Raw genomic sequence first — 26126 nt, 5'->3', positions numbered from 1 at the left:
AAACCACTCTAGTATAATATTCCATTGCCAGAACCTATTTAGCCGTGAAAGACCCTCGATTCAACGATGCGAGTACCTACGGGCGTACCGGGGTTCGACGAGCTAGTCGACGGTGGACTCCTGAAAGATCGGCTCTACATCGTCAGCGGCCCACCCGGTAGCGGAAAGACGACCTTCTGTGCGCAGGCGCTCACGAAAGGTGCCTTCGAGGGTGAAACCGGGCTCTACCTGAGTATGCACGAGTCCAAACAGGAGCTCGTCAGCGACATGTCGAACTTCGAGTTCGGGTTCGAGCAGGCGCTCTCCTCGGGCAAGTTGAAGTTCCTCGACGTCTTCGACGCCGAGACGAAACGGCTGTTGCTGTCTTCTTCTCGCTCCAACGCCGACCGCCCCTCGAGCGTCGAGAACCTCTCGAACAAACTCGTCTCGTTCGTCGAGTCGAAAGGCGTCGACCGCCTGGTTATCGACTCGACGATGCTGCTCGAGTACTACTTCTCGGATAACACCGACGAGCTGGTAACCTTCCTGACGAAGCTCAAGCGGGCCGACGTCACCGTCTTGCTGATCTCGGAGATGACCGATCCCACTTCGTACTCCGACGGTCACTACCTCGCTCACGGCGTCGTGTTCATGCACAACTACCTCGAGTCGGGCGGAATGACTCGCGGCCTGCAACTCATCAAGATGCGAGGGACGTCGATCGACTGTGACATCCGCGAGGCCGAGTTCACCGAGAGCGGATTCCGCGTCAATCCGAACGAAAAGATCAAATCCTGATGTACGAACGCAACTTCGGCACCGACTGGGAGACGCTCGATGATCGCGATCAGATCATCGGACGGGCGTTTGCGCTGGGAGTTGCCGAAGAACTGGGTGAGGAGTATCCCGGCGAACTGGACCGACTCACGGAGGCAGCCGAGACGACCTACGACCGGAGTTTCGTCGAGATTGCCTACCAGAAGGGGCGAGAGCGGGCAGGTGCCACGCGGCCGACCGTCAGCCGCGACGAACAGGTCTGGGAGCAACTCGTCGAGGAGAAGACGACGGTCGATCCGGACGACATGCCGGACTCGGTCGACCTCGACGAAACGCTCGGTCTCCCGCGGCCGCTTCGAGGGCTCGACATCGACACGTTCTACGTCGACAGCACGCAGCGAGTACGACGCCCTTCCTTTCTCGAGCGACAGCGGCCGAAACCACGGTCGGATTCGGACGGAAACGACCGGACGGACTCCGACGAGAACGAAGACGACAAGAAATCCTCGAACTGGTGGGATACGAACGTGAAACGCGACATGGCCTCGAAGGCAAACAGGAACGACGATTCCGACGGCAGGGAGACGAACTGATCAGTGGCGGTCCAGGCCTGATCTGATGGGGCGCCCCCTCTTTTCGAGTCGGTTCGACCCCGCAGCAGACGGCTGGAACGGAACTACCCGTCCGGTGGTCGACTCGAGGACTGCGAGTCTCGCGTTCGATGGCGACCCTGCAGCGACCGGTAGGCAGGCCGTGCGAGCAACACGACGGCACCGAGGACACACGCGACGGAAACCGCCAGTCCGACCTCGCCGAGACCGTCGGTCGTGACGCTCGAGGCGGACGCGCCGACGACGACCGCCGCAACAGTCCAGGGGAACTCGCCGAGTACCGTTCCAGCCACGAAGTGTCGCAGTCGGACGCCACTAATCGCTGCAGCAGCGGTCGAGACGTCCGACGGGATCGGTGCCAGTCTCGAGGCCGTGACCCCTCGAACCGAGCCGGCAGTCTCGTAGTACCGGGCGACGACGTCGCCAGCCCGCTCGAGAACGTCGCCGTCGCACGTCACGCCAGTACCGGCGGGTTCGTCGTCGGTCGCGAACCAGCCAACTGCAAGAAAGACCGGCAAGACCGTTACGACGACGCCTGCGAGGGCGACGGGAACGCCGACGGCGACGCCGAAGCCGTAACCGACGACCAGCGCGAGCGGCGTCGTCGGCCAGGCAAGCAGCGGTCGGACGAGATAGAGAGAGGCGACGACGAGCCCGAAGAGATACGGATCGTTCGAAACTGCTTCGAGCGTGTCGGACGCCGCCGACGGCGACAGCACGAGTCCGGCGGTGACGACCGCGACCGCTACGACCGCTCCACCGATCGCTCGACGTGGGACCGACGGCAACATCATCGATCCGAATTCTGCCTCGAGTGTTGAAGGTCTTGTGCTCGCCCGGCGAGCCCAAAAGACAGTAGTCGGTACGGGCCGACGTCTCGGTCGATGGCTGGCGACGGAAGCGGGACCGACGCGGAATCGAGCAGCGACGGCCAGCGCCGCGAGTACGACGACGATCGGGTCGAACTCGGTCTCGCCTTGCTTGAGCGACTCGAACACGAGTCGCTGCCGCTTCCAGCGGTCGTCGACCGGATCGAAACCGTCACGACGGATCCGACAGTTACCCGGACGATCCTCGACGAGGCCGAACTCCACGGCATCATCGACCGCGAGGACGGGATCATTCGCCCGAAGAGCCGCCAGTACGTGCGGTTCGACAGCGACGTGATCACCAAGGAAGGAGAGTTCACCTGCAAGCGTTGTGGCTCCGGGCTCTCGACCGGCTACTTCGTCGACCTCGAGGCGGGCGAACTCGGACCCTTTGGCTCGTCCTGTATTCGGAAAGTAACGGGCAGAGAGTAAGAAGGAGGTGGGCTATCGGCCCTGTCGAAGTTCCGCGATCAGCTGTTCGATCGTCTGTCGCTGTTTTTCGATGACGTCGCTCTGATGCTGGACGGTCTCCTCGAGGCTCTCGATGCGCTCGAGAAGCTCCGGGTCCGTCTCCGTCGTCGTGGTCGCGGCTGACGTCTTGCTGGACGCGGGCTCCGTTTCGGGTTCGGGCTCGGTTGCCGTTCCGGACTGTCTCCCGGCCTCGGCTTCCTCGGCCTCCGCGTCGAAGACGTTCGCGGTTTCGACGGTCGCAGGCTCGAACTCGTCGTCACCCTCACTGGTTCCGGACTCGACGCGTTCGGTCTGCTGTCGGCTCTGTGTCTCGGCCCGCTGCTGGTCGACGGCCTGTGTCTCCTCGGCCGGTTCCGTGCGACCGACCGTCTGTGCGTCGCTGCCACCGGAGAGCGGGTCCGCAGTCGAGTCCGAAGCCGTGTTTTCCCTCGCGGGTGGGACATCTGGATCGGCGTCGACAGCCTCAGACGAGTCGGACGTGAGCGGATCGACGCTGTCGCCGAAGTCCATCGAGGCACTGCGGTCGTCGGCCGGTTCGAACTCGTCGTCCTCGCTGGCGAGTTCGTTGAACTCCTCGAGCGAGGAGACGTCGTGGTATTCGAACAGGGCTCGTTTGAGCCGTTCGCGGAGGTCGTTTGCCTGCTCGTTGGGGGCTTTGATCCGCTGTGGGCGACCGTCGACGGTGAGGACGATCTGGGTTGCGACGCTTCCGTCTTCGAAGGCGAGTTCGGTCACGTTCGAGAAGTGATACTCCTGGTAGTCCTCGTCCCAGACTGCCTCACCGATGTGTTTGACGAGGCGTTCGCTCGTAATGATCAGCGTGAGTTCGCTGAACCGGTAGGTCTGGACGACCGTCTCGCCAGGTTCGGTGATCCCGTTGCCGTTCAAGACGCCAGCAAGCACCGGGTGGAGGACGGCGTCGGTCTTGCTCGAGGGGATCGTGAACTTCTGGGTGTCCTCGAGGGAGTACTCGAGGGTGAACTTGGTCTTGCGACGGCCTTCCGAGAGGGTTAAACGATCGGCTTCGTGGCTGTATTCTTCGACCGATTCGTCGCTCAGAAGTCCGTCTGCGCGGTACACGAGCGTGCGTGAAGAAGTAACGAAGAGTTCGTCGTCGCCGCCGAGAGAGACTCGCGCTGCGATTTCCTCACCACCGAGAGTAGACTGAACGATGCCGGGGAAGCTCATGGCGAAATGTTTCGCATGGCCCTGTGATAAATCCGTGGGTCCCCGTTGCATAACAGATCCGAATGAGAAGCTTAAAGAGTCAAACCGCACAACGGGAGAGTGAGCCCGGGTGGCTTAGCTGGACATAGCGCCGCACTCATAGGGTTCAGAGATTCGGTGCGGTACGCCTTGGAAGCCTCCGTGTCCCCACGAGGACCGCCGAGCCTCGGACCTGGGACATGCGGAGATCGAGGGTTCGGAGCCCTCCCCGGGCATTTTCGATGGAGCCACGAACGCAGTGAGTGGCGACGCCGTAAAATGCCCGGGGAGGCGGAGAACCCGATGGTCTTCGCGAGCGAGTGAAACGAGCGAGCGTAGGCTCGAGAAAGTTTGCTCTCTCGTAGGTTCGGAGCCCTCCTCAAACGAAACGAGTCGAAGACGAGTGACGAGTCTGTAGTCTGTGCCCAGCGTGTTCGATGACGGGCTCGTCACCGTCATCTGACGTCGACGGGGTTACTGCGTTGTTCGAGATCTGGTTTCCGAATCGTCTCAAAAAGTAATCATTCCGAGTATCATTCCAAATACGAGCGCGACTCCGCCGTAGATCATCAGCCCGATCCCACCCAGTTCGTTGTGTCTCTTGTAGACCTGATAGCCACAAAAGATGGCGACTGCACCGAAGACAGGCGGGACGAAGAGAAGAGCGAGAGTCGCTGAAAGGACCCCAATAATCAGGTAGCCCTGATACCCGATAGTTGAAGACTCTCCCGAGGAAGTTGGGTTCTCATTTCGAACCCCACACTCGGGACAGAGTTCTGCCTTCTTTTTGATTATCTCTCCACAACTCGAGCAATATTTCTCGGTTTCTCCGGCTGATCGCTCCATCTGAGCACTTGCCATAGTGGTGATCGTAATAGAAGCTGTTAATAAATTTTGGCCAGTTGACTATTTCGACGATCCGCTGAATCAGTGTTAGTTCGAAAGCCGCTGTAACATGCTGGTTCTACCAGTAACAAGAGAGTTCGGACACGCTGCCACTATCTCGAGACACGGTATATTTCTCGCTCCCACGAACCGAAATTGTAGGATCATTTAATGGACCGTCGGTCCAACAGTCGACTGTCATGGCAACTATCGAGCGACGAATCGACCTCCGCAGCGACCTCGGGCACGACGTTCCGTCGGAAGTACCGAGCGAGGCCACCCTCGAGGTCGAATACGGCGACGGAACCCGCCGAACCGTCACGATCGAACACGGCCAAGACGAGTGGATCCTCGAGTTCGAGGATGGACGCTGTGTCGATCGAGATCCACCGACGCGGCCGCTTCCTGGGTGGATAGACGACGCGCTGGATTTGGTGAGTGGCGAACTGCGTTGAGACTGGCTCGAGTACGTTCGTTCTTCGTTCGCTGACACCGTCCTGTGGGGAGACTCGTCGACCAGTATCTAATGAGTGTCATATCAGGCGTTGGATTATCCGGTTCGTGCCGTTCAGTCGAGTAGCGGCAATTCGTAGTGGCTACGGGCTGGGACAATGCCGACGATATGATTCACGACTCGAAACGGCGAATCGAGACTTAACACTTAATTGATGATGCACGGATTGTCGGATAGGTCGCATGGGAGATTCCGTCATCGCAGACTTTACGGCACGGGTAGTGACGCCCCGAATGGGGGGCAACAAGCCCGTCCGCTCCCGTGTGCTTCTCGCCAACGACCGGCTCATCGCCGTCTCGAGCAACGAGAAAGTCACCGTACCGACCGATCGGATCGTCCACGTCTCGATGAACTCGATTTCGGGAAAACTCGAGCGGTTCTTCTCGAACACGATCACGGTAAAGTACAGGACGAAACGCGGCGGTCAGACCCTCCACATCGAGAAGGACGGCGCGATGGCCGAGAAGTTCAGGCTGTTGTTGACGAATCTGTTGCTTCGCGGGACGACGGTCTTGCTGTACCATCCGGCGAGACGCAGCGGCCGGATGCTCGAGCCGTCGTCGCGCCGGGCCAAAATTTCCGCGAAACGGGGGAAGGCGGTGTTCTCCACGAAAAACGGATCGCTCTCGATCGACCTCTCGTCGGTGATCCACCTGCGCTACGAGACCGAGGAGACGTTTCGGACCAGCTATCCGTCGGTCGAGTGCACCCATCGAGCCGGGACACAGCCGACGACGACGATCGTCGCCGCTCCGGACACGCGGAAGCTACAGCTTCTCGGCCAGTACCTCCAGAGCGACTACCGGGACACTCGCGGAAAGGCGGAAAAGGTCGCGCTCTCGGCAGCCGAGGAGAACGCGCTCGGCGCCGTCCAGGTCGGACTCGGACCCGACTCCATCCCGACCCTGCTCCCGGAGGACGCGCCGCCGGCAGCCGACGTGGTCGAGAAACTCCAGAAGAAAGAGCTCGTCGAACGCGGAAAGGAGCGGTTCCGGACGACGATACTGGGTGAGATCGCCCTTCGTATTCGCTAGTGACGGCCCACGCCCGACCGATGGGCTAGTAGCCGATCGCGACGCCGTCCTTTCTCGGCTCCGTCGCCCCGGCGAGGGTGTCACCCTGCCGACGGACGAGCTGTGCGCCGCCGAACATCACGGGCGGCAGGACGCCGACGTCGTGGCCTCGCCGCGCGAGTTTGGCCTTCTTCGGCAACCGTTCCTCGACACCTACGGTTCCGTCCTCGCGGTAGCGCCACCGCGGTGCGTCGAGTGCGGCCTGGGGAGTCATCCCGTAGTCGACGAGGTTCGAGACGACCTGGACGTGGCCCTGGGGCTGCATGTAGCCGCCCATGACGCCGAAGGCCATCCAGTCGTCCTCGTCGAGTTTCGCGACCGCCGGCACGAGCGTGTGGAACGGCCGTTTGTTCGGCTCGAGGCTGTTCGGATGGTCGGGATCGAGCGAGAACGAGGCGCCGCGGTTCTGCAGCGCGATGCCCGTCTCGCCCGCCACGAGTCCGCTCCCGAAGCCGGCAAAGCGGGAGTTGATGTAGGAGACGAGGTTCCCCTCCTCGTCGCCGACGGTCAGCAGGACGGTGTCTGCGTCCTCGGCGTTTGCATTCGGGACGCCGACCTCCGGGTTCGAAATCGGCTCGTCGCCGATCGCCTGCGCGCGCTCGCGGGCGTAGGACTTCGACTCCAGCGGCGGGATCTCCTCGAACTCGGGGTCGGTGACGTAGTGGTGGCCGTCGACGAACGCGAGTTTCATCGCCTCCGTGAAGGCGTGAATCCGATCGGGCGTGTCGTACTCGTGCTCTCCGGCCCCGATCTCCTCGGCGATGTTCAGCGCCTCGAGTGCGAGCAGGCCCTGGTTGTTCGGTGGCAGTTCGTAGATCTCTGCGCCGTTGTAGGTCGTGCTGACGGGGTCGACGAACTCGGGTTCGAAACTCGCCAGGTCGTCGTGGGTCATGAAGCCGCCGGCGGACTGGATCTCCTCGACGATCGCGTCGGCGATCTCGCCTTCGTAGACGACGTCGGCGCCGTTTTCGGCGATCATCTCGAGTGATTCGCCCAGACGTGGGAGCGTGACCGTCTGGCCTGGATCGGGGCTCTCGCCGTCGAAGAGATACGCCTCGCGTGCGTGCTCGTCGGTAAACAGGTCCTCCGCACCGCTCCAGTAGTAGGCGATGATCTCCGAGACAGGGTAGCCCTCCGTCGCGTAGTGGATCGCCGGCTCGAGGACCTCGCCCAGGCTCTTCCGACCCAGTTCCTGGACGGTTGCCTCCCACCCGCGTGCGGTACCGGGAACCGTGACGGCGTGTGGTCCGAGAAACGGCATTCCGAGGTCGTCGGCGTCCTGGTCGCTGTCGACGGCGTAGCCACGGGATTCTGGGTAGTACTCCTCGAGGTCGTCGGTCTCCTCGAGTGCGCCTTTGACGTTCTCGATGGTCGCCTCCGCGGGGGCCGGCCCACAGGAGCGCATCGCTCCAACCTCGCCGTCTGCGGTACGGTAGAGCGCGAAGACGTCGCCGCCCAGTCCCGTGGAGGTCGGTTCGACGACGTTGAGCGCGGCCGCGGTCGCGACGGCCGCGTCGAAGGCGTTCCCACCGTCACGGAGCACGGAGAGGCCGGCTTCCGCGGCGAGGGGCTGGCTCGTGGCGACCATACCCCGGTTTCCGTAGGCTGTCGAGCGTCTCGAGTCGAATCGGTCCAGATCGACGGATTCGTCCATGGGAGTGTGCGCGTGGACGACACCCAAAAACGCTGGTGAAGCGGCCGGTTTCTCACTCGAGCGTGAGCGGGACGTGTTCGGCCAGATAGCCGGTCGACTCGCGGTCGCCGTCCAGCCGATCGAGGCCGGCGACCTCGCGGAATCGCAGTCCCTGTTCCATCTTCGTCACCACCGGCGTATCGTAGTAGTCGGCCTCGTAGCCGAACTCCTTGCCCTCCTCGCGACGACGCTCGACGAACTCGCGATGGCGCTCGAGACGCGCCCGACCGACCGACCGCGAGAGATCGGGCGCGTCCGTCACCCGGTCCTGGAAGACCTCGAGGAACTCCGACTCGAGTTCGTACCCCACGGAATTCCGGCCGGCACACATCGCCGCGAGCGACGTGGTGCCGGTCCCCCAGAACGGGTCGAGCACGGTGTCGTCGTAGGCCGAGTACATACAGATCAGCCGGTACGGAATCTCGAATGGGTACGCAGCCGACCGATCCCGGAGTTCGTCGTCCTCGAGCGCCTGCAGTTTGCCCCTGACGTCGGTCCAGACGTCCGAAAACCACTGGTTTCGCTCCTCCCAGAAGTAGGCGGCCTCGTAGCGGCAGTCGGCCTTCGGCTCGAAGTCGCGTTTTTCTCCGCCCTTGCGGAAGATCAGGACGTACTCGTGTTCGAGCGTGACGTAAGCGTTCGGCGGCAGTGTGCCGCTTCCCATGAACTTCGCCGCACTGTTTGCCGGTTTGCGCCAGAGGACGTCCGGGAGCGGATCGAACCCTCGCGACTCGAAAGCCTCGAGCACGCGGGCGTGGTTCGGATAGACTCGAAAGCTGTCGTCGACCGACCGCGTCGCGTCGCCGACGTTGATGCAGGCAATACCGCCGTCGACGAGCACGCGCTCGAGTTCGTCCCAGACCCGATCGAGTTGATCGTGCATCGCCTCGAACGCCTCGCGACCCGCTCCCGACTCGAGTGCGTCGCCGATGGCCGGATCGAGTTCGGTAAAGAGGTCGTCCCACATCTCGATCATCGGGTACGGCGGCGACGTGACGACGAGTTCCGCCGTGTCGTCCTCGATTTCCGAGAGGTCCCGCGCGTCGCCGACGAAAACTCGATGGGTCGTCTCCATTGGCTTCACACTGACAGCGTCGCCCCCTTAGCTCCTTCGTCACCGGGAGGCAAGCGGGCAACGAACGAAGACTCGAGAAAATCGAACGGGAACGGGGAGGGTGATCGACGTTACTCTTCGGTCTCGTCCGCTTCCGACTCGGCTTCGCTTTCGTCTTCGTCCTCGGCCTCGTCTTCCATCGCTTCGCTCTCTTCTTCCTCTTCGTCGATATCTGTCGCGGGCTCGAACTCCTCGATCGGCTCCCACTCCTCTTCCTCGCTTTCACTGAGACGACGGCGGAGGATCACGGCACCCGCGAGGATGCCTAGTCCGAGCAGAATTCGTGGAAGCATCGACGAGCCGCCCTCGTCGGTCTCGCCTTCCATCCCCATGGATTCGTCCTCGTCTCCCGTCTCGGTGATTTTATCCGTCTGTTCGACGACCTCCTCGACGACCTCGGGTTCCTCGATTTCGTCGAGAGAGCGATCCATCAGGTCCTCAGACTGTTGGCCCGCGAGATATCCAACCGCCGCGCCCAGACCGAACACCGCACCCACGAGTGGGAGTCGACGGGATCGGGGCGATCCTTCCGTCTCCTCGACGGCCTCGAGTATCGAATCGCGTAGGGGGCTATCGAGTCCTTTACCGACCGCTTCTTTTACAACGAGTTCGGACAGCGTCTTGTCCTGTTGCTCCGTCTCCGGCATAATCCGCATCGACCACTTCGGCGTATATAATCCTGTTCAACGTTTCGACTGATTTACTGACTGGAAGCGGCGTTATCGACCGCCTACTCGGTCGACGTCCTCGAACGCGAGACCGTCGGGCGTGCGACGACCCGGATAACGGTAACGCGATACGGTATCACGTGGCGCAGTTCGTGAGGGTCTCGCTCGAGAGATCGACTCGTGTGTCGAAGACTCCCGATCCGCTCGCGTCGAGAGGCGCCAGTCAGCGGACTGGCGACGGGAAATAACGGATTACTCCGCTATGAAGTTTCGAACGGAGTCCGTTCGAATCCTGTAATGTCTTGCATAACGAAACGGGTACCCACCTATCAGCAGGTATGAGCGTCATTCGCCAGCCTGGGGTGCTCGGTCGGACGACTCGACGTCGCGTCGTCGGGATCACCGCAGCGATCTCGACGGCGGCGCTCGAGACGGTTGCCGTCGGGCTCTGGTTTTGGCTCGTCGTCGACGCACAGACGGCGTCGACGGCGCTCGCCGCGCTCGGCATTCTCTTCTGTGGGGCGCTCTTGCGTGCTGGCCTCTTCGAGGCGACGATCAGCACGCTGGGTGATCTCCTGCAACCGCGCCGACTCAGTGCCGCAGTCGCGTTTACCGGCAGCTGGATCGTCTGGCTGCTCGTCGCCGATCTGCTCGGCGGTATCGTCGGCGTTGTCGTCGCCACAGTCGTCCTGATCGGCCTCCTCATGGCCCAGTTCGCGTTCGAGCGGCACGTCTTCCGGATCGACGCCGATCGAGTTCCGTCACCCTGGGCAGTACTCCCCGCCGCGTTGCTGGCCGCAGGTTCGGCAGCGTTGCTCGTCTCGAGTCAATTCATAGACTGGACGATCGTCTCACCGCCGCTGTCGCTCGAGGTGACGACGTTCGTGATCCAGATCGAAGCCGTCCACCTCGGTATCGTCGCCTTCGGGCTCTGTGCCTTCCTCGCCCATCAACAGCGGTTCTACCGGCTCCTCGCGAACGGCTGCTGAACGATCCGTTGATAGTCGCTGAAACGCGCGTTTCGTATCGGTGAAAGTCTTATCAAAGAATTTGTTCTTCTATAGGTATGGGTCAAACGATTCGTCGTGCTACTGCCGACGATATTACGGGGATTCAACGCGCTGTTGCCAATTCATGGAGACAGGGCTATGGTGGCCTGATTAGTGAGGAACAGCTGATCGAACTGACCGACAAACCTGCCGAGTTCTACCCGGAAGAGCGGTTCCAGCGAAAGCTCAGCGACGAAGAACTCCTCTTTTTTGTTGCCCTCTCTGACGATGAGATTGCAGGAATTATCAACTTCTGTTGGGGAGAAGACAATACACACGAGTTCGTCAAGCCGGATGGCTGTGAGATTCGATCGCTCTATCTCGACCCGAAATTCTGGAGAGAAGGAATCGGAACGTCGCTGTTCGAAACCGGACGCAAAGCGATTCCGGGGGAGATAGACGAGTTATTCGTGGAAGTGCTCTCCGCCAACGAACGAGGTCGTGCGTTCTACGAATCGATCGAATTTACCCGGTTTGACCACCGGACGATTACATTATATAGCGAACCGCTCGAGACGCAACTGTATCGACGAGAGACGCAAATCTGACGGCCGTTCTCGTTGCGATCGCACGACGGTGTTCGATCGGGGGTGCATCGGCGTTCAGTGGCTACTTCCCTTCCGCACCCACGTTCTGGTCGCTCTCGAACGAGTCCGGATCCGGTTCGATGTTCGCGTACTGGACCGCCCGCCGGCCGAGCGTCGCGACCCGCTGCTCGAGTTTCTCGTCGACGAACGAGCCGTCCTCGAACGCCGACCCGGAGTTTGCGATCGCTGCCTCGTGTGGGATCACCCACGCGTTGAGCGCCCGACAGACCGACCGCAGGTGATCGAGCGCCAGCACGGGAAACGCACCGCCTGAGACGGCCAGCAGGCCGACTGTCTTCCCCCTGAACTCGTCGAACCCACAGTAATCGATCGCCGTCTTCAGCGGCGAGGAGTACGAACCGTGATACACCGGCGTTCCGAGTACGACCGCGTCCGCCTCCCGGACGCGTTTCGCGAGTGACTCGGCGTCGCCTGCCCCCTCGCGGTCGCGGTCGGCGTCGAAGGTCGGCAGTTCGTACTCCCGCAGGCCGAGCAGTTCGGTCGTTGCTCCCGCTCGTCTGGAGGCCTCGAGCAGTCGCTCGAGGGCGAGTCGAGTCTTGCTCTCGTCGCGAAGGCTGCCACAGATGCCGACGACGTGAACGTCCGTCATGTCCCTGTCGTCGGGAGCGAGAAAGAAGGGGCTTTGCCTGAGAGCGTCGAGACGGAGCGATCCTCCGTCGTTACACGGGCAAACGGCTCGTTAGTCCTCGATCCGTTCGCGGTCGATCAGGTTCTGCTCTCGGAAGACGACCGCGACTCCGATCGGGTCACGACCGCCTTCAGGTTCGGCGTCGACCGTCGTGGAATCGCCCTCGGTGACCATCCCGTCCTCGTCCCAGCCACTCGGCTCGGCACTGGTCGGTTCGACGATCACGCCCAGTTCGCTGGCGGCGATTTCGTCGCCGCCTGCGTGCTCGACAGTAACTTCCTCGTCGTCCGAGTGGTATTCGAACTCGAACTCGGCTTCCGGGACGACGACGTGGTCACGGATCTCCCGGGGCTCGTCGGGAACGATCCACTGGATGACGAGTTCGGTACCTGCCTCGAACTCGCCGACCGCGAGTTCGTCACCTCGCGTCAGCGTGTCGTATCGATCCGACGGCTGCACGTCGGCTGGCTCGCCATCGGCGAGCAGTTCGAAGTTGGCGGCGTCACGATCGGACTCCTCGCGATAGACGGCGACGAGACCGTCGTCCCGGTCGGAAAACGTAAACGCCCATTGGGGTTCCGGCCTGAACCGGAAGATAGACCGGCGCGAGACGTGGTTCTCTCCCTCCTGTACCAGCATGACAGTGATCCGCTCCTCGAGGCCGACGTCTTCGATGACGACGCTGTCTCCGGTAGTCAGCGTGTCGTATTCCTGTGCGAACAGGTTCTCGTCGTCCTCCGAGCTGACGTCGTCACGTCGATCGACCGACAGGGACTCGGGGTCGGCAGACTGCTCGCCCGTGTAGACGAGCTCGACGGTTTCGGCGTCAGGATCGTACGCGGCATCGAGCGACTCTCGACCGGCGATGACCTGGCCGAACCGGTGTTCGGTGTCGTCGGGACCCTCCCAGACGAATTCGGCCGTCGCGAACGGATCGACGGCAGTCGTGAGTTCGTCGCCGGGCTCGAAGGTGTCGTACTCGTCGGCCGGCTGGTCGGCCGCCGGTTCGTCGTCGATCCGTAGCTCGAGGTCGTCGGCATCGATCTCGTCACCGTCCTCGTAGTCGACCGTCACCGTTCCCGACGCGTCGTCGTAGGTCATGTCGACGCGACTGTAGGGATAAACGACCGTCTCCTCGATGACAGTCGGCTCGTCCGGCTCGAGCCACTCGATGGTGACGGTCGAGCCGTGTGAAACGTCACCGAGTTCGATCTCGTCACCCGCCGAGAGGGTGTCGGTCTCGTCGGTAAACTGTACGGATGCTGTCTCGTCGTCGACGAGCACGCGGAACTCGTCCGCGTCGCGGTCTTGATCGTCGTGGTACCGTGCCACGACACCGGATTCACGACGGCTGATGAACATTCGCGGCGGTCGAACGCGGTGTCTGGCCAACGACCGCTGGCCCCGGTTCGGGTTAGCCGGAACCGAAAGCTCGAGCGAGACGCGGTCGCCGAGCGTGACGTCGTCGACAGTGATCGAGTCGCCCGTCGTGAGCGATTCCAGGACGTCATCGAGAGTCCTTCGCTCGAGGTCGGTTCGCTCGTCGTCCCGATGAACGAGTTCGAGACGGGCGGGGTCGGCCTCGAGTTCGCCGACGTAGGTGATCTCTACTGTGTCGTCGTCGATGTCGTGGCTCGTCTCGAACGAGTTGCGCCCGACGAGGGCCGTATCGTAGTAGTAATAGACGTCCTCGCTCTCGTCGAACCAGCGAAGGCCGACGTCTGCGAGCGGTCCCGTCTCGAGTTCGAAGCGATCGCCTTCGGCGAACGTCACGTGGTCGTCGGCAGGCTGGTCGTCTGCGAGTTCGCCGTCTTTCCACACTTCGAGATTCTCGGTATCGATCGTTTCGCCGTCGGCATGTTCGAACGTCACGACCCCCTCGTCGGCGTCGGCTCGAGCGCGGACGCTCGCGTCGGGTGCCGCATCGCGGTCGCGTTCGGGCGGCTGGTCGACGACTGCCTCGACGTGGACGAACCCGTCCGAACGGTCGACCGTCGTCTCGACGAACTGCCCCTGTTCGATTCGCTCGATCCGTTCGAGGAGCCAGTCGTCGTCGACGGTCGACTCGGCTGCGACGACGTACTCGTTTTCCGTCGTGCCCGAAAGCGCCATCGGGGGTTGCTGGAATCCGACAGCGAACGACGACACCTCGCCGTCGAACTCGAAGTAGGCGTAGTCCTCGACGTTCGGGAAGAACGTCACGTACTCCATCGACTCGAGTCGCTCGAATACCGGCTCGGTTTCTTCGGGGCTGGCCAGGATCGAGTCGGCGTCACCGTGGACGGCGTCGACCGCCGTCTGGACGACCTCGTTCGCATCTTCACCGGAGGCGACGATCATCTTTCCGTCCGCGGCCGCGAACGCGTCCTCGCCGTCGAGGTCGCCGACCAGCCAGTTGTCGTCTTCCTCGCTTCCGCCGATGTCGGGCCGATCGAACGAGCCAGTGACGGCACTAAGTCGAACGCGGCCGTCGTCGGCAACAACCGAGATCACGTCCGATACCGTGTCGGGATCGACCTCCTCTAGATCGTCGAGAGTACGCCGCGTCTGGTGGTCGAGTTCGTCGTCAGTATTCTCGACGTGGACGTACTGGAGTCGCTGATAGCTCGCATCGAGGGTCGATTCTGCGGGGACCAGTTCGAGAACGGACTCGAGGTCAGACGACAGGGTCGTCTCACCGTCGTCGTCAGCGTCGTCCGTCGTTGCGCCGGCATAGCCGGTGAGGGCAAAGGTTGCGACGGTACCGCTTCCGACGATCATTTCACGTCTTTGCATGCCCCTACCTTCAGAATTATTCTACTTTAATCTGATGGAAAGATAAAATGTATATTCCGCCAACTAATAGTGGTGGTGTGTCACAAGGGGACAGGTTGTTACTCCAGATCCCGGAAAAAAACGCGTAGCGCGTCTCACCGACGAAGTCGCGCGACGACCTCGCCGTCGCGTCGGTCGACGTCGACGAGTTCGTCGTCCTCGAGATCCGAGAGCAGCCCCTCGAGCCACTCCCGGCCGTACTCGCCGTTGGGGGTGTAGTCGACGCGGATTCGTGGACCGAGCGTATCTAGCTCGAGTTCGTCGTACTCCTTCAGCGTCGAGATGATGCGGCCGCGGAACTGGCGGCGGCTCCCCTCGAACGACGGCTGGGTCGGGACGTCGGGTGCGGTGAAATCGCCGCTCTCGTAGGCCGAACACCACTCCCGCCACGGACAGCCGGCCTCGTCACAGCTTGGCGTCTGCTCGCAGGCGACGCCGCCCAGTTCCATGATCGCGTTGTTCCAGACGCGAGAGCGTCCGTTGGGCATGATCTCGTTTGCGTTCTCCTCGAACACCGCGTCGTCGTCCGGGACGTCGAACGCCCGATAGAGGACGCGCTTGACGTTCGTGTCGACGACCGCGTCGCCGTTGTTGAACGCGAAGCTCGCGACCGCGTTCGCGGTGTAGGGACCGACACCCATCAGCTCCTGGAGTTCCTCGGGCGTTGTCGGGAACTCACCGTCGTACTCGGTCTCAACCTGGGCAGCGGCCTCGTGGAGGTACTTCGCCCGGTTGTTGTACCCGAGGCTGTGACTCGTCCAGAACCCCACCACGTCGGCCCTGTCGGCTGCCGCGAGTTCCGCCGTCGTCGGCCACCGCTCGAGGAACTCATCCCAGGCCTCGACGACGCGTCCCAGCTGGGTCTGCTGGCTCATCACCTCGCTCACGAGGATGGCGTAAGGATCGTCGGTACGTCGCCACGGGAAGTCCCGATGGTCGTCCTCGTACCACTCGATCAGCGCCTCGCGGACGGCCTCGAGGTCCTCGGGGAGGGCCGGCTCCGGTGGGGCCTCGGTCTCGGTCATCGGTGGCAGTTAGGAGACGGGCGGTTTAGGGGTGGTGGTCCCGACTGGAGACCCTAACCCTAAGCCCACCCAACTACTCCCTCGAGATATGCGAACGCCAGCACAAAACGCACGCCTGGCACTCCTGCTCGAGGTCGCCGGCACGCCCAAACCGGGTAACGTGGACCGGCGTCGCGACCTCGCGGACCTCCGGTTCGAGCACTTCCTCGCTGGGACTGTCGGGGCCGAGGAGGGACTCGAGATGGCCCAGAACGGCGATTCCGTCGGTGACGCGTTCGAACGCGCCGTCGAGGGGATGGCTTCCCAGGGCGGCGGCAACACCCAGTTCGGCGCGCTGCTGTTGCTCGTCCCGCTCGTTCGGGCAACTGCGGACGGCGAACGACTCTCTCCGTCGACCGTCGAATCCGTCGTCGAGGAGACGACCGTCGCCGATGCCGCGGGCTTCTACCGTGCGTTCGATCACGTCGACGTCTTCGTCGCCGATCCGCCCACGGAGATGGAGCCACTCGACGTCCGGCGTGGTTCGGATGCCGTGCCAGCACTCGAGGACCGAGGATTGACCTTGCTCGACGTGATGGACCGCAGCGTCCCCGGCGACGACGTCGCACGCGAGTGGGTTACGGGCTTCGAACGCTCGTTCGCCGCGGCCGACCGCCTCGTTGAGGCCGAGGGTCCAGCGACCGATCGGGCCGCGAGCGTCTTCCTCTCCCTGCTCGCGGAGCGACCGGACACGCTCGTTGCGAACCGCCACGACGAAGACGTCGCTCGAAAGGTGAGCGACCGCGCTGCCACGCTCTTCGAGCGAGACGCTCTCGAGACCGATCCCGACGCCGTCGAAACCTTCGCCGAGGACCTCGTCGAACGCGGGATCAATCCCGGAACGACGGCGGACGTTACCGCTGCCGGACTCTACATTGCACTCGAGCGCGGAGGACTCGAGGTATGAGCGACGAGAACGACGCCACGGAGTGGCCCGTCTCGCTTTCCGGTGTCACCGAAACCGTCGTCACGACGCTCGGGCCGAACGACCTGTGGAACGCCGCCGCCCTCGGCGTCTTCGCCGGCGACCCCGTCACCGCGACGACCTGGGGGTCGACCCGTACCCGCGGCAACTTCCACCGCCAGGGCGAGGGCTACGTCCAGTTCGTCGACGACCTGGTCGTCTTCGCCGACGCCGCGCTCTCGATCGACGAGTACGACGACCCCGTCCTCGAGTCCGCGTGCGCCTGGACGCGCGTGGAGGTCGACTCGATCGAGACGGGTACCGAGGACGGAACCGAGTGGGAGAAATGGCGACTCGAGCCCGTCGAAACTGCGGTCGAGCGAACGACGGTGCCGACGATCGACCGCGGTTTCGGAGCCGTGATCGAGGCGACCGTCGCCGCCTCACGGCTCGGTGTCGACGGCTACGACGAGGAACAGCTTCGTGACCGACTCGAGTACTTCGCTTCGGTCGTCGAACGAGCTGGCAGCGACCGGGAGCGAGAGGCACTCGAGCGGGTTCGCGAGCACTCGGAGTGGTGAAAACGAGCCAGCCGAGTTAGTCGTCGGCCAGGTCGCTGCCAGAATCGGCGGGTGCGTCTGTCGGTCCGCCGGTTTCCGGCGCGTCTTCGGCCAGCGGCTCGTTGTTTTCGGCTTTCTCGCGGAGTTCGTCGAACCGATCGGAGTGTTCGGAGATCCACTCCATCGTTTCACTGTCGGGTTCTTCGTCGCGCTGTTCGATGAGGAACGTCGTGATCACGACCGTCTTCACCCACGGCTTGACGACGCCGGTGTGGACGACGGCGACCATCCCACCGACGAACAGCCACGAGACGAGCTCGAGCGACGTCGGGAGAAAGTCGAGCGCGACGGCAAGCGGTGCAAGCAGCGTGAGGAGGACGAACGAGAGGGCATACATCCCGAAGACGATCAGCAGCGTCGAGCCGAGCACCATCTTCCAGGTTTTCCCGTAGAGGACGAGGCCGTCACGGGCGGACTGCCAGCGATTTTCGTTTCGGTCGACGAACATGTAGGCGATGATCGCGTTGTCGAGGTACTTCACTGCCAGCCGGATCGACTTCTGGACCAGGCTAATGAGCGTCTGCAGGTTCTGTGGCACCGGAAACGGAAGCACCGATTGCACCCGTGCGACCGCCCGGTTGAACTGCTCGAGGACGGCGTCGACGATGACGCTGACGGTGAACAGTCCGCTGGCCGAGACGAAGTATTCGCCCACTTGCTTCATTCCGTAGCTGATCTGGTTTTCCGGCACCTCACCTTCTTCGACGACGTGTGCGATGACGGCGACGTGCCCTGTCTTGACCATATAGAGGAAGTACTTCTGAATCAGCCGCCAGATGAACGCGAAACTCGCGAGGCCGAGCAACATTACGCCCCCGACGATAACGAGACTCAGACCACCATCGCCCCAGAAGAATCGGACGGCGAGCCATCCGATGAGGCTCAGGTATATCACGCCGAGAACCGCGAATATGACGCCGATCCCGAGCTGAAGAAGGGCGTACGGTAACGTTTTCCTGTACACACTGGTTGCTTCTCTGAAGTGTAAGACCATAGAACTGCTTAGCTTAGTTATATTATTTAAATTCACTGATCTAATACATTCCTCAACGACTGCAAAGCGATATCGTATCGAAGAATGGCAAACAGCGACGACACGACGGGTAGAATCGGACCGGTTGCGGTACCCACAGAACAGACTAAATACACCGTATCGGCATGCAACAGGAAATACGATGGGCTGATCACCGTCGAGGACCGAACCCTTGCACTGTCGACGACCGAAGAGAAAGGGATTAAGAGCCTCTGGACGGAACCCCCCTACATGGCAATCAAACCGGCCTACGTCAAGAAGACCGGGAACCTCCTCCTGGAGCGGTACCCGGACGCGTTCACGACCGACTTCGAACAGAACAAAGACAGCGTCACAAAGCTCACCAACGTCGAATCGAAGGGCGTCCGCAACCGCATCGCGGGCTACGTCACGCGGAAGAAAAGCGCTCAGGTCCCTGCCTAAGACGGTTCTTCTGTCTCGAGTTCACAGCCTGACGAGCGACGGGCATCGAAAGCGAGTCGAAAACGATCGGTCAGTGGTCGAATCCGGGCTCCATGTAGAGCGCAGCGAACAGCGACGTCACGGAGACGAGCAAGAGAAGCATCATCCCGGCCAGCCCGGAGACGAGGGTCAGTTCGGTTCCGACGATCAGGAGTTCCGCCTCCTGGAACCCCGTCCAGATGAAGAGGAGTGCGAGGACGAACGAAATCGCCGACACGACGGCGGCACCGATACTGAACCGCGTATCGAACAGGTCGGTGTCGTTCTCGTTCGAGTTCGCAGTCGCGTTCGTCATCGCGACCACCCAGGCCGACGGCCGTTCGTCTCGAGTTGCTGTTGTCGTTGCATCGGTCGCTAGATTTCACTCTGATTTCTTAATTTCTTCTATGCGCGGCTCCGCCAATGTCTCATCGTGTCACTGTCAGGTGTGAGTCGGAAACCCAAACCGTTTTGCGGACACAACTCCGAGGGACGGAAAATGGCAGCACGTGTAGGCGTACTCGGCGCAACCGGTGCCGTCGGACAACGACTCATTCAGCTTCTCGACCCGCATCCGGAGTTCGAAATCGCCGCTCTAACGGCGAGCGAATCCAGTGAGGGCAAGACGTACAGACAGGCAGCGAAGTGGCGCGTCGACAGCCCGATACCAGACGACGTCGCGGAGATGACCGTCACCGCGACCGACCCCGACGAGGTACCGGACGACGTCGGCCTGCTTTTCTCGTCGCTCCCCTCGAGCGTCGGCGCGGCGGTCGAACCCGGATTCTGTGAGGCTGGCTACGTCGTCTCGTCGAACTCCTCGAACGCGCGGATGGCCGACGACGTTCCGCTCGTGATTCCAGAGGTCAACGCCGACCACCTCGACCTGCTCGAGGTCCAGCGCGACGAGCGAGGCTGGGACGGCGCGCTCGTCAAGAACCCCAACTGCTCGACGATCACCTTCGTCCCGACGCTGGCCGCACTCGCAGAGTACGGCATCGAGAAGGTCCACGTCGCGACGCTGCAGGCCGTCTCCGGCGCGGGCTACGACGGCGTTTCCTCGATGGAGATCATCGACAACGCTATCCCCCACATCGGCAGCGAAGAAGACAAACTCGAGACCGAGTCCCGGAAACTGCTCGGCGAGTTCGACGGTGCCGAACTCACCCACGACGAGATGTCCGTCTCCGCGTCCTGTAACCGGATCCCGACGATCGACGGCCACCTCGAGAACGTCTGGGTGGAGACCGAAGAGGACGTCTCCATCGCGGAGGCCGCCGGCGCGATGGAGTCGTACCCCTCGCTCGACCTTCGCTCCTCGCCGGACCCGCTCATCCACGTCTTCGATGCGCCCGACCGACCACAGCCACGGATGGACCGCACGCTTGGCGACGGGATGGCTATCGCGGCCGGCGGACTCCAGGAGACGCCGTTCGGCCTGCAGTACAACTGTCTCGCCCACAACACGATCCGCGGTGCCGCCGGTGCGAGCGTGTTGAACGGCGAGTTGTTGCTCGAGAACGGCTACATCTAACCCGTCGCTGCTTTTCGGCTTCCCTATCGTTCGATTACGATCATCCGAGATTTCACGCGAGTGACTGGTTTACCTGCACAGTTTGGCAGCGGGTACAACTGCGTCTACTTCTAACGGAGAGTATGATCCCAGTCACTTCCGAACCGGAATCCCTGTCGACCACATCCTCGACGGCCGCCGACGAAAGCGGCCCGGCCGCCGGCGTGCTGGACAACGACCGCCGCCGGACGGTGCTTCGATATCTCGCGGAGCAGGACGACGGGGAGGCCGTTTCGCTCTCGGACCTCGCGGACCACGTGGCGTTCGAGGAGCGAACGGAAGACAGGGGCAAACTCGCAGAGTACGGCGACGCGCTGCTCGGTGCCCACCGCCGTATCCACATCTCGCTGCGACACGATCACGTCCCCCGCCTGGCAGCGGCCGACGCCGTCACCTTCAACACCGACGCGAACACCGTTACGGTCACCGGGGAAGGGATGGCCCTGCTCGCCGAGCAGAACGCAGCGGCCTGATCGATTCATACGGTTTACTGTAAGTCATTTCCGGCGCAACCACGATCCAGGCGGCGGTTGCGCCGGTACATCGTTACAGCAATCCGTATCAGAAATCGACTCTATTCTCGAGTTCTACGCCAGAATCTTCGTAGAAGCGGCGAGCGTTTTCCGCCACGATGTCGGCGAGTCGCTCGTAGTATTTCGGCGTGTGGCCGGAGTTGTGAGGCGTGATACGGACGTTCTCGAAATTCCAGAGTGGATGCTCTTCCGGTAACGGTTCGGGATCCGTGACGTCGAGTGCCGCCCCGCGAATCCAGTTCGAGCGCACCGCGTCGACGAGCGCGTCGGTGTCGACCACTGGTCCGCGGGCGACGTTGACCAGAACGGCACCGGGATCCAGCGTCACCAGGGCGTCGCGATCGACCAGTCCGCGCGTCGTCTCCGTCAGCGGACACGCGAGCACGAGGTAGTCGGTCCTGGCGAGTGCCTCGTGGAACGGATCCGGTTCGAAGCCGACGACCTCGTCCGTCGGCCCGCCCTTCTCCGGCGAGTAGCGGACGCCGATCGTCTCCACGCCGAACGGCTCGAGTCGCTCACAGACGGCCTCGCCGATCGCGCCGAGACCGACGACCGTCACCGTCGACCCCTGGAGTTCGTGGGCCTGGTAGTGTCGCCACTCCCGTCGGCGCTGTCTACGATCGCCGACGTGGAACCGTCGGGTAAATCGGAGGATCGATCCCAGGACGTGTTCGCCGATGTTCGGGCCGTGGACGCCCGACGCGTTCGTTACCGCCACTCCCTGCTGCTCGAGTCGATCCATCGGCAGGTGGCCCGTCCCCGCGTAGGCACACGCGAACACCTCGAGGTTCTCGGCGCGCTCGAGGCGGTCCTCCTCGAGAGCCATGCCCGTGACGAACTCGGCGTCCCGGATCAGTTCGCGTTCGGCCGCCGGCGTCCGTGCGAGACGGACGGTCAGGTCTGGAAGCCGGTCGCGAAGCGCGTCGGCATACCGTTCGATCGGCACGCCGTGTGTTCCCTTCCGGAGGACGAGGACGTCCGCCGGTTCGGTACTGTCGTCGGACTCACGTTCGACCATGTGAGTCCACTCGGACGGAACGATCAAAACGGTTCGTCCTCGCCGTTCGACCTCCTCCGTGCCCTCGTCCCGGAAATCGAGACACGGATTCCACGTTACCCCATCGGCCACGAATTTCACGCAGTTTAATATAGCCCGAGGACTCCCAACGGAGTATGGAACACGTCGACGTTGCGATCGTCGGTGGCGGTCCGGCGGGTGCTTCTGCGGCCGAACGAGCCGCGTCTCACGGTGCCGAGACGGTCCTGTTCGAACAGGGGGTCCCACGAGAGGACCGCGAAGAACTCGGTCCCGACTCGACCGACGCCGCCGGGATGCTCGACTACTGGATCGATATCATGGACTTCGACTACGAGGAGATCCCCGACGAGGTGATCCACCGGGAACTCGAGGCCACCGAATTCATCGGCCCCTCGACGAGCGTCGAAATGACGACGACCGGGATCGACGCCGCGTATCCGAAGTTCGGCTACACCTTCCACCGCGCGCGCATGGACGACTGGCTCCACGAACGCGCGGTCGACGCGGGTGCCGACCTGCGCGTCGGTACCGGCGTCTCGGATCTCGAGACCGACCTCCGGTCCGATAGCTCGAAGGGTCCGACCCACACGCTGACGCTCTCGAACGGCGACCAGATCGAAGCCCAGTACGTCGTCCTCGCGGACGGCCCCCAGCGCCGAATCACGCTCGAGGCGCTCGACCAGTTCACGCCGCCGGGCCGAAGCGCCTCCGATCACCTTTCGCCGCCCGAGGCAAACCACATCGCCTATCAGGAGTACCGGGAGTTCCCTCCCGAGCTATTCGAGGAGTTCGAGGATCGACTCAAGTTCTGGTGGGGATACATGCCCGGCGAGACCGCGTACCCGTGGGTCTTCCCCAACGACGGTACGGTCGCCCGCGTCGGCCTGACGATGCCTATCGGCATGACCCTCGACGACGTCGAGAACCCCGACTCCTACAAACTCCTCCGGCCCGACGACGACCAGCTACCGTCGGGTTCGGAGTACATCAGCCGACTGCTCGAACTCGAGTACGGCGACGAATACGACATCGAGGAGGACATCCCGATCGTCGAGGATCGCGGCAAGTCCAAGGGAACCGAGACCTATCCAATCTCCTCGACGCGACCAATCGACTCGCCCGTCGGCGCGAACATCGCCGTCGCCGGCGGCGCGATGGGGACCACCTCCGCATTCCACGAGGGCGGCTATCACGTCGCCGTCCGCTCGGGCAAGATCGCCGGCCGACTCGCCGCAACCGACTCGCTCGAGAACTACAACGACGTCTGGAAGGACGCCATCGGCGACGAACTCCTCCGGAACATCGCCTTCGCCGACATCGTCGAGGACTACGAACCCGACGACTGGGACTGGGCCTTCGGCGTCGTCAACGACATGCAAGGCAACGGCGGCGACAACGCCCTGATCTCGAACAAGTACTCCGCCGGCATCGACGCGACCAAGATCCTCGCGAGCTACAAGAAGCGCAAATTCACCTACCGCAACGGTCGCTACGTCCAGTTCGCGGAAGACGACTACGTCTACTGAGTCGGAAAACACCGTCAGTTCGACGACGAACCAACGTCGGAATCGCTATCGAACCGTTTCGTCGGGGAATCCATCGTCTATCTCTTCGTCGAGAACGCGAAGCGTCCCCCCGTCACAGTCACAGATCGTCGACTGACCGATCGGCGTGTACGTTTCGTCGGCCGAAATCCGAACGATGCCGATCGTTCCACAGTTCGTACACTGTACCGGAGCACGCCGCTTTTCTCCGTTTTCGTCCACGAGTTACCCTCGTACTCCTACGACGCTCAGTGGGAAAATCCCCCACCACGTCACGCGCGATGCTCACCCCATCGCTGGCTTCTCGAGGTCGACGGTAACGTAGCTTCTGTTTGTCTCGGGTGGAGATCCCGTAATCCGACCAGTGGTAAGCGTCGTTCCTGACTCCGGACCCCCGGTTTCACTCTCTCGGTCATCGTCCACGTCGACGAAGAGATACGCGCGATACGACGGTGCGTTCTCGTACGTGATCGTATACGTTCGGTAGGCCCCCTCGAGGCTTCGTGGCTGCCATTCCAGTACATCCTCGATCGTAAACCGACCCCCCGGTACGTACTGGTAGGAAAACATCACCGCCCGGTCGATTTCGTTGGTCCGTCGCTCGTCCGAAGCCGTCGATTCTGTGGCTGTCACACCAGTCGTCGCGCCAGCGAACGCTCCCGTCGACGCAACGCCGTACTTGAGTATCGTTCGCCGTGTCGTCGCGTTCTCTCGCATGTCTCGGATCCGCCGTTCTCGACCACCACTCCGGATATAGTCGTTTGCCCTGGGAACACAACGATAACCGACGGTAGCGAATTCGCAAGTAACACCATTATTCCCGTTCTCGAGGCAGAGACTACCGATGTTCTTCCACGAGCCGGAACTGCAATACGACGTTACCGTCGAAGAGCCAGACCCCCACTTCGCGAAACTACTTCAGCAAGCCATCGGCGGCGCGGAAGGCGAAATCAGGGTCGCCATGCAGTACATGTTCCAGGCCTGGGCACTCCCACCCGAATACGGCGAATTTCGAAACCTGTTGCTCGAAACCGCCACCGAAGAACTCGGCCACATCGAGATGCTCGCGACCGCCGTGACGGAAAACCTCCGTGGCGCACCCGATGAACTCCAAGAAGAGACAGAACAGGCCAGAGAACACGCAGCTATGGCCGCGTCGATGACCGGACAGACGCCACGACACCTGCTTTCCTCCGGCCAATCCGCGATGCCGATCGACAGCAACGGCGTTCCCTTCGATGCCGGCCAGATCGTTGCCTCCGGCAACCTCGCCGCCGACCTCTACGCCAACGTCATGGCCGAATCCACTGGCCGACTCCTGGCCACACGCCTCTACGAACTCACCGACGACCCTGGCATGCGAGAAATGCTCTCCTATCTCATCGCCCGCGATACGATGCATCAAAACCAGTGGCTCGAGGCGCTCGAAGCCCTCGACGATCCAGTGCCGATCCCCTCGAGTTTCCCACAGGAAGAAGAAAACCAGGAGTTCAACTACGCGTTCATGTCGACCCGACGAGAACCACAGCCCGATCCAGACGCCCCCTGGACGCAGGGTGATACGCCGGACAGCAGAGGCGAGTTCTCGTACGTGCCCGAACAGCCGGGTGATGGCGAAGTCGTCGCTCCGGAACCGGATCCGAAGACGTACAACGATCCGACTGACGATCAGCGGTAAGTACTGAAATGAGCGCGGATTAGATTCGAACGACGATCACTGAAAGGGTTAAACGGCGTACGTTCCTAGAGGGAGTGCGTGCCTTTAGTCCCCGTCCGAGCAAACCCATTCGGGTGCGATGACAGTACGGCGAACCCGGGCACGCGACAGTAACTCGGTGGGCTTCGCCCACCCGATCGAGGAGCTCGTCGCTCCTCCGCCCGGCACGAGGGTTAGCCAGCCGACGCGGCATGCCGCCACGGGATGACGCTGGACGTTAGTGTTCCGGGCGATACGTTTCCTCGACGATGAGACGAATCTGTCGTCAGTGGATGCGTTGTCACTGTTTCTGTGTATAAATACAGAAAGCCACAGGCACCACGACGGTACCTGCGGCTCTCAATTACTGAAATGGAGTATGAATGGGGCGGCGAATCGGCGTTCCCAGAGGGTCTCCCACTCCAGTAGTTACCGATACGCGGGCGGGCTTATCTTCCGTGTTCGGGATGGGTACGGGAGGAACCCCGCCGCTCTGGCCGCCTAACGCCGACTCGCGGAATCGAACCGCGATCATACCAATGCCGGTAGGCTGTGACCGTAGTGTACGTGTAGTCCAGTTTGCGTCCGGACCCGTTCTCGCGTCACGGATCCAATGCGATGTAGTGTATGAGTGTGTGGCTCGATCTGTTAGTGCTCGCGGGCTCAACGCCTCGTTGCCTTGGCGCGTACACCCCGAGTCTATCGAACTCGTCTTCTACG

General features: G+C 62.3%; 28 protein-coding genes, 1 tRNA gene and 2 rRNA genes. 15 read left to right on the top strand and 16 right to left on the bottom strand.

From position 1 onward, the window contains the following. Positions 1-66: 66 nt before the first annotated feature. Positions 67-777, top strand: a complete 711-nt coding sequence (locus tag BLR35_RS07505; RefSeq protein WP_090379870.1) for an RAD55 family ATPase — start codon at positions 67-69, stop codon at positions 775-777. Next, positions 777-1349: a DUF8057 family protein gene (locus BLR35_RS07500; protein ID WP_090379867.1), complete on the top strand. Its 573-nt coding sequence runs from the start codon at positions 777-779 to the stop codon at positions 1347-1349. Before BLR35_RS07505 ends, BLR35_RS07500 begins: the two co-directional genes overlap by 1 nt. 83 nt (positions 1350-1432) lie before the next feature. On the opposite strand, the gene BLR35_RS07495 is transcribed toward BLR35_RS07500, so the two are convergent. Further along, a complete protein-coding gene (locus tag BLR35_RS07495) occupies positions 1433-2161 on the bottom strand; it encodes a TVP38/TMEM64 family protein (protein WP_090379864.1) in 729 nt (242 codons plus the stop codon). A 90-nt stretch (positions 2162-2251) separates the two neighbouring features. Between BLR35_RS07495 and BLR35_RS07490 the strand changes: the two genes are divergently transcribed. Beyond that, complete coding sequence (locus BLR35_RS07490) at positions 2252-2668, top strand: DUF5830 family protein (protein ID WP_170830990.1); 417 nt, start codon at positions 2252-2254, stop codon at positions 2666-2668. A 12-nt stretch (positions 2669-2680) separates the two neighbouring features. Here the strand turns inward: BLR35_RS07490 and BLR35_RS07485 are convergent, their stop codons facing one another. Further along, a complete protein-coding gene (locus tag BLR35_RS07485; RefSeq protein ID WP_090379861.1) occupies positions 2681-3895 on the bottom strand; it encodes a DUF7115 domain-containing protein in 1215 nt (404 codons plus the stop codon). Positions 3896-3998: 103 nt separating this feature from the next. On the opposite strand from BLR35_RS07485, the gene BLR35_RS20615 reads away from it, so the two are divergent. Continuing rightward, positions 3999-4149: transfer RNA gene (locus tag BLR35_RS20615), tRNA-Met, on the top strand. Positions 4150-4423: 274 nt separating this feature from the next. Here BLR35_RS20615 and BLR35_RS07480 read toward each other — a convergent pair. Continuing rightward, positions 4424-4774 carry a zinc ribbon domain-containing protein gene (locus BLR35_RS07480; RefSeq protein ID WP_090379857.1) on the bottom strand — a complete coding sequence of 117 codons (351 nt, stop codon included), beginning with the start codon at positions 4772-4774 and terminating at the stop codon, positions 4424-4426. 224 nt (positions 4775-4998) lie between these two features. Between BLR35_RS07480 and BLR35_RS07475 the strand changes: the two genes are divergently transcribed. Both BLR35_RS07475 and BLR35_RS07470 read left to right on the top strand, forming a co-directional pair. Further along, positions 4999-5253, top strand: a complete 255-nt coding sequence (locus tag BLR35_RS07475; protein ID WP_090379854.1) for a hypothetical protein — start codon at positions 4999-5001, stop codon at positions 5251-5253. Positions 5254-5494: 241 nt separating this feature from the next. Next, positions 5495-6346, top strand: coding sequence for a CheF family chemotaxis protein (locus BLR35_RS07470; protein WP_090379851.1), 852 nt, complete (start codon positions 5495-5497; stop codon positions 6344-6346). 25 nt (positions 6347-6371) lie between these two features. Here the strand turns inward: BLR35_RS07470 and BLR35_RS07465 are convergent, their stop codons facing one another. The 3 genes from BLR35_RS07465 to BLR35_RS07455 all read right to left on the bottom strand — a co-directional run bounded on the left by BLR35_RS07465 (position 6372) and on the right by BLR35_RS07455 (position 9839). After that, a complete protein-coding gene (locus BLR35_RS07465; protein WP_090379848.1) occupies positions 6372-8039 on the bottom strand; it encodes a gamma-glutamyltransferase family protein in 1668 nt (555 codons plus the stop codon). A 52-nt stretch (positions 8040-8091) separates the two neighbouring features. Beyond that, the gene (locus BLR35_RS07460) at positions 8092-9153 is read right to left on the bottom strand and encodes a DNA-methyltransferase (RefSeq protein WP_090379845.1); all 1062 of its coding nucleotides are present in this window, start codon (positions 9151-9153) and stop codon (positions 8092-8094) included. Positions 9154-9263: 110 nt separating this feature from the next. Further along, entirely contained in the window at positions 9264-9839 is a 576-nt protein-coding gene (locus BLR35_RS07455; RefSeq protein ID WP_090382842.1) for a hypothetical protein, read from the bottom strand. A 359-nt stretch (positions 9840-10198) separates the two neighbouring features. Here BLR35_RS07455 and BLR35_RS07450 point away from each other — a divergent pair, with 359 nt between their 5' ends. Next, entirely contained in the window at positions 10199-10849 is a 651-nt protein-coding gene (locus BLR35_RS07450; RefSeq protein WP_090379842.1) for a hypothetical protein, read from the top strand. A gap of 77 nt (positions 10850-10926) precedes the next feature. After that, the gene (locus tag BLR35_RS07445; RefSeq protein ID WP_090379839.1) at positions 10927-11457 is read left to right on the top strand and encodes a GNAT family N-acetyltransferase; all 531 of its coding nucleotides are present in this window, start codon (positions 10927-10929) and stop codon (positions 11455-11457) included. Positions 11458-11518: 61 nt separating this feature from the next. Here BLR35_RS07445 and BLR35_RS07440 read toward each other — a convergent pair whose 3' ends face one another. From BLR35_RS07440 to BLR35_RS07430, 3 genes are all read right to left on the bottom strand, one after another. Continuing rightward, positions 11519-12106, bottom strand: coding sequence for an NADPH-dependent FMN reductase (locus tag BLR35_RS07440; RefSeq protein ID WP_090379836.1), 588 nt, complete (start codon positions 12104-12106; stop codon positions 11519-11521). 90 nt (positions 12107-12196) lie between these two features. Continuing rightward, entirely contained in the window at positions 12197-14920 is a 2724-nt protein-coding gene (locus BLR35_RS07435; RefSeq protein ID WP_090379833.1) for a hypothetical protein, read from the bottom strand. Between the two features lie 134 nt (positions 14921-15054). Beyond that, on the bottom strand, positions 15055-15984 hold the full coding sequence (locus tag BLR35_RS07430) for an HhH-GPD family protein (RefSeq protein ID WP_090379830.1): 930 nt from the start codon (positions 15982-15984) through the stop codon (positions 15055-15057). 88 nt (positions 15985-16072) lie between these two features. Here BLR35_RS07430 and BLR35_RS07425 point away from each other — a divergent pair, with 88 nt between their 5' ends. Together BLR35_RS07425 and BLR35_RS07420 are read left to right on the top strand one after the other, a co-directional pair. Continuing rightward, positions 16073-16930 carry a triphosphoribosyl-dephospho-CoA synthase gene (locus BLR35_RS07425; RefSeq protein ID WP_090379827.1) on the top strand — a complete coding sequence of 286 codons (858 nt, stop codon included), beginning with the start codon at positions 16073-16075 and terminating at the stop codon, positions 16928-16930. Continuing rightward, entirely contained in the window at positions 16927-17508 is a 582-nt protein-coding gene (locus BLR35_RS07420) for a DUF447 domain-containing protein (RefSeq protein ID WP_090379824.1), read from the top strand. The genes BLR35_RS07425 and BLR35_RS07420 overlap by 4 nt, the downstream gene beginning before the upstream one ends. 16 nt (positions 17509-17524) lie before the next feature. Here the strand turns inward: BLR35_RS07420 and BLR35_RS07415 are convergent, their stop codons facing one another. Continuing rightward, entirely contained in the window at positions 17525-18541 is a 1017-nt protein-coding gene (locus BLR35_RS07415; RefSeq protein WP_090379821.1) for a hypothetical protein, read from the bottom strand. Positions 18542-18811: 270 nt separating this feature from the next. On the opposite strand from BLR35_RS07415, the gene BLR35_RS07410 reads away from it, so the two are divergent. Continuing rightward, a complete protein-coding gene (locus BLR35_RS07410; protein WP_090382839.1) occupies positions 18812-19003 on the top strand; it encodes a 30S ribosomal protein S17e in 192 nt (63 codons plus the stop codon). 70 nt (positions 19004-19073) lie between these two features. Here the strand turns inward: BLR35_RS07410 and BLR35_RS07405 are convergent, their stop codons facing one another. Beyond that, the gene (locus tag BLR35_RS07405) at positions 19074-19337 is read right to left on the bottom strand and encodes a hypothetical protein (protein ID WP_090382837.1); all 264 of its coding nucleotides are present in this window, start codon (positions 19335-19337) and stop codon (positions 19074-19076) included. A gap of 183 nt (positions 19338-19520) precedes the next feature. Here BLR35_RS07405 and asd point away from each other — a divergent pair, with 183 nt between their 5' ends. Both asd and BLR35_RS07395 read left to right on the top strand, forming a co-directional pair. Continuing rightward, positions 19521-20555: an aspartate-semialdehyde dehydrogenase gene (gene asd / locus BLR35_RS07400; RefSeq protein ID WP_090379819.1), complete on the top strand. Its 1035-nt coding sequence runs from the start codon at positions 19521-19523 to the stop codon at positions 20553-20555. Positions 20556-20677: 122 nt separating this feature from the next. Further along, on the top strand, positions 20678-21067 hold the full coding sequence (locus BLR35_RS07395) for a DUF7344 domain-containing protein (protein ID WP_090379816.1): 390 nt from the start codon (positions 20678-20680) through the stop codon (positions 21065-21067). Positions 21068-21155: 88 nt separating this feature from the next. On the opposite strand, the gene BLR35_RS07390 is transcribed toward BLR35_RS07395, so the two are convergent. Continuing rightward, a complete protein-coding gene (locus BLR35_RS07390) occupies positions 21156-22145 on the bottom strand; it encodes a D-2-hydroxyacid dehydrogenase (RefSeq protein ID WP_090379813.1) in 990 nt (329 codons plus the stop codon). Between the two features lie 155 nt (positions 22146-22300). Here BLR35_RS07390 and BLR35_RS07385 point away from each other — a divergent pair, with 155 nt between their 5' ends. Then, positions 22301-23692 carry an NAD(P)/FAD-dependent oxidoreductase gene (locus tag BLR35_RS07385; RefSeq protein WP_090379810.1) on the top strand — a complete coding sequence of 464 codons (1392 nt, stop codon included), beginning with the start codon at positions 22301-22303 and terminating at the stop codon, positions 23690-23692. A 45-nt stretch (positions 23693-23737) separates the two neighbouring features. Here BLR35_RS07385 and BLR35_RS07380 read toward each other — a convergent pair whose 3' ends face one another. Further along, positions 23738-23932 (bottom strand): hypothetical protein, encoded by a 195-nt coding sequence (locus tag BLR35_RS07380; RefSeq protein WP_090379807.1) that lies wholly within the window; start codon positions 23930-23932, stop codon positions 23738-23740. A 63-nt stretch (positions 23933-23995) separates the two neighbouring features. Further along, a complete protein-coding gene (locus BLR35_RS07375; protein WP_139169254.1) occupies positions 23996-24343 on the bottom strand; it encodes a hypothetical protein in 348 nt (115 codons plus the stop codon). A gap of 211 nt (positions 24344-24554) precedes the next feature. Here BLR35_RS07375 and BLR35_RS07370 point away from each other — a divergent pair, with 211 nt between their 5' ends. After that, positions 24555-25388 (top strand): manganese catalase family protein, encoded by an 834-nt coding sequence (locus BLR35_RS07370; RefSeq protein ID WP_090379801.1) that lies wholly within the window; start codon positions 24555-24557, stop codon positions 25386-25388. A gap of 401 nt (positions 25389-25789) precedes the next feature. On the opposite strand, the gene rrf is transcribed toward BLR35_RS07370, so the two are convergent. Both rrf and BLR35_RS20885 read right to left on the bottom strand, forming a co-directional pair. Continuing rightward, a 5S ribosomal RNA gene (rrf, locus tag BLR35_RS07365) occupies positions 25790-25911 on the bottom strand. A gap of 123 nt (positions 25912-26034) precedes the next feature. Then, positions 26035-26126: ribosomal RNA gene (locus BLR35_RS20885) — 23S ribosomal RNA — on the bottom strand; the annotation flags it as partial.

Source organism: Natronobacterium texcoconense, assembly GCF_900104065.1.
GTDB lineage: Archaea > Halobacteriota > Halobacteria > Halobacteriales > Natrialbaceae > Natronobacterium > Natronobacterium texcoconense.
Note: the sequence above shows the minus strand (reverse complement) of the source record. Positions and strands in the feature narration are given on the sequence as shown.

What these genes read in the sequence shown, in the direction of transcription:
- BLR35_RS07475 (WP_090379854.1), top strand. Translation starts at nt 4,999, where the DNA reads ATGGCAACTATCGAGCGACGAATCGACCTCCGCAGCGACCTCGGGCAC.
- BLR35_RS07500 (WP_090379867.1), top strand. Translation starts at nt 777, where the DNA reads ATGTACGAACGCAACTTCGGCACCGACTGGGAGACGCTCGATGATCGC.
- BLR35_RS07395 (WP_090379816.1), top strand. Translation starts at nt 20,678, where the DNA reads ATGATCCCAGTCACTTCCGAACCGGAATCCCTGTCGACCACATCCTCG.
- BLR35_RS07490 (WP_170830990.1), top strand. Translation starts at nt 2,252, where the DNA reads ATGGCTGGCGACGGAAGCGGGACCGACGCGGAATCGAGCAGCGACGGC.
- BLR35_RS07450 (WP_090379842.1), top strand. Translation starts at nt 10,199, where the DNA reads ATGAGCGTCATTCGCCAGCCTGGGGTGCTCGGTCGGACGACTCGACGT.
- BLR35_RS07505 (WP_090379870.1), top strand. Translation starts at nt 67, where the DNA reads ATGCGAGTACCTACGGGCGTACCGGGGTTCGACGAGCTAGTCGACGGT.
- BLR35_RS07390 (WP_090379813.1), bottom strand. Translation starts at nt 22,145, where the DNA reads ATGGTCGAACGTGAGTCCGACGACAGTACCGAACCGGCGGACGTCCTC.
- BLR35_RS07425 (WP_090379827.1), top strand. Translation starts at nt 16,073, where the DNA reads ATGCGAACGCCAGCACAAAACGCACGCCTGGCACTCCTGCTCGAGGTC.
- BLR35_RS07470 (WP_090379851.1), top strand. Translation starts at nt 5,495, where the DNA reads ATGGGAGATTCCGTCATCGCAGACTTTACGGCACGGGTAGTGACGCCC.
- BLR35_RS07485 (WP_090379861.1), bottom strand. Translation starts at nt 3,895, where the DNA reads ATGAGCTTCCCCGGCATCGTTCAGTCTACTCTCGGTGGTGAGGAAATC.
- BLR35_RS07415 (WP_090379821.1), bottom strand. Translation starts at nt 18,541, where the DNA reads ATGGTCTTACACTTCAGAGAAGCAACCAGTGTGTACAGGAAAACGTTA.
- BLR35_RS07435 (WP_090379833.1), bottom strand. Translation starts at nt 14,920, where the DNA reads ATGCAAAGACGTGAAATGATCGTCGGAAGCGGTACCGTCGCAACCTTT.
- BLR35_RS07430 (WP_090379830.1), bottom strand. Translation starts at nt 15,984, where the DNA reads ATGACCGAGACCGAGGCCCCACCGGAGCCGGCCCTCCCCGAGGACCTC.
- BLR35_RS07405 (WP_090382837.1), bottom strand. Translation starts at nt 19,337, where the DNA reads ATGACGAACGCGACTGCGAACTCGAACGAGAACGACACCGACCTGTTC.
- BLR35_RS07495 (WP_090379864.1), bottom strand. Translation starts at nt 2,161, where the DNA reads ATGATGTTGCCGTCGGTCCCACGTCGAGCGATCGGTGGAGCGGTCGTA.
- asd (WP_090379819.1), top strand. Translation starts at nt 19,521, where the DNA reads ATGGCAGCACGTGTAGGCGTACTCGGCGCAACCGGTGCCGTCGGACAA.
- BLR35_RS07410 (WP_090382839.1), top strand. Translation starts at nt 18,812, where the DNA reads ATGGCAATCAAACCGGCCTACGTCAAGAAGACCGGGAACCTCCTCCTG.
- BLR35_RS07420 (WP_090379824.1), top strand. Translation starts at nt 16,927, where the DNA reads ATGAGCGACGAGAACGACGCCACGGAGTGGCCCGTCTCGCTTTCCGGT.
- BLR35_RS07385 (WP_090379810.1), top strand. Translation starts at nt 22,301, where the DNA reads ATGGAACACGTCGACGTTGCGATCGTCGGTGGCGGTCCGGCGGGTGCT.
- BLR35_RS07460 (WP_090379845.1), bottom strand. Translation starts at nt 9,153, where the DNA reads ATGGAGACGACCCATCGAGTTTTCGTCGGCGACGCGCGGGACCTCTCG.
- BLR35_RS07455 (WP_090382842.1), bottom strand. Translation starts at nt 9,839, where the DNA reads ATGCCGGAGACGGAGCAACAGGACAAGACGCTGTCCGAACTCGTTGTA.
- BLR35_RS07480 (WP_090379857.1), bottom strand. Translation starts at nt 4,774, where the DNA reads ATGGCAAGTGCTCAGATGGAGCGATCAGCCGGAGAAACCGAGAAATAT.
- BLR35_RS07465 (WP_090379848.1), bottom strand. Translation starts at nt 8,039, where the DNA reads ATGGACGAATCCGTCGATCTGGACCGATTCGACTCGAGACGCTCGACA.
- BLR35_RS07445 (WP_090379839.1), top strand. Translation starts at nt 10,927, where the DNA reads ATGGGTCAAACGATTCGTCGTGCTACTGCCGACGATATTACGGGGATT.
- BLR35_RS07370 (WP_090379801.1), top strand. Translation starts at nt 24,555, where the DNA reads ATGTTCTTCCACGAGCCGGAACTGCAATACGACGTTACCGTCGAAGAG.
- BLR35_RS07440 (WP_090379836.1), bottom strand. Translation starts at nt 12,106, where the DNA reads ATGACGGACGTTCACGTCGTCGGCATCTGTGGCAGCCTTCGCGACGAG.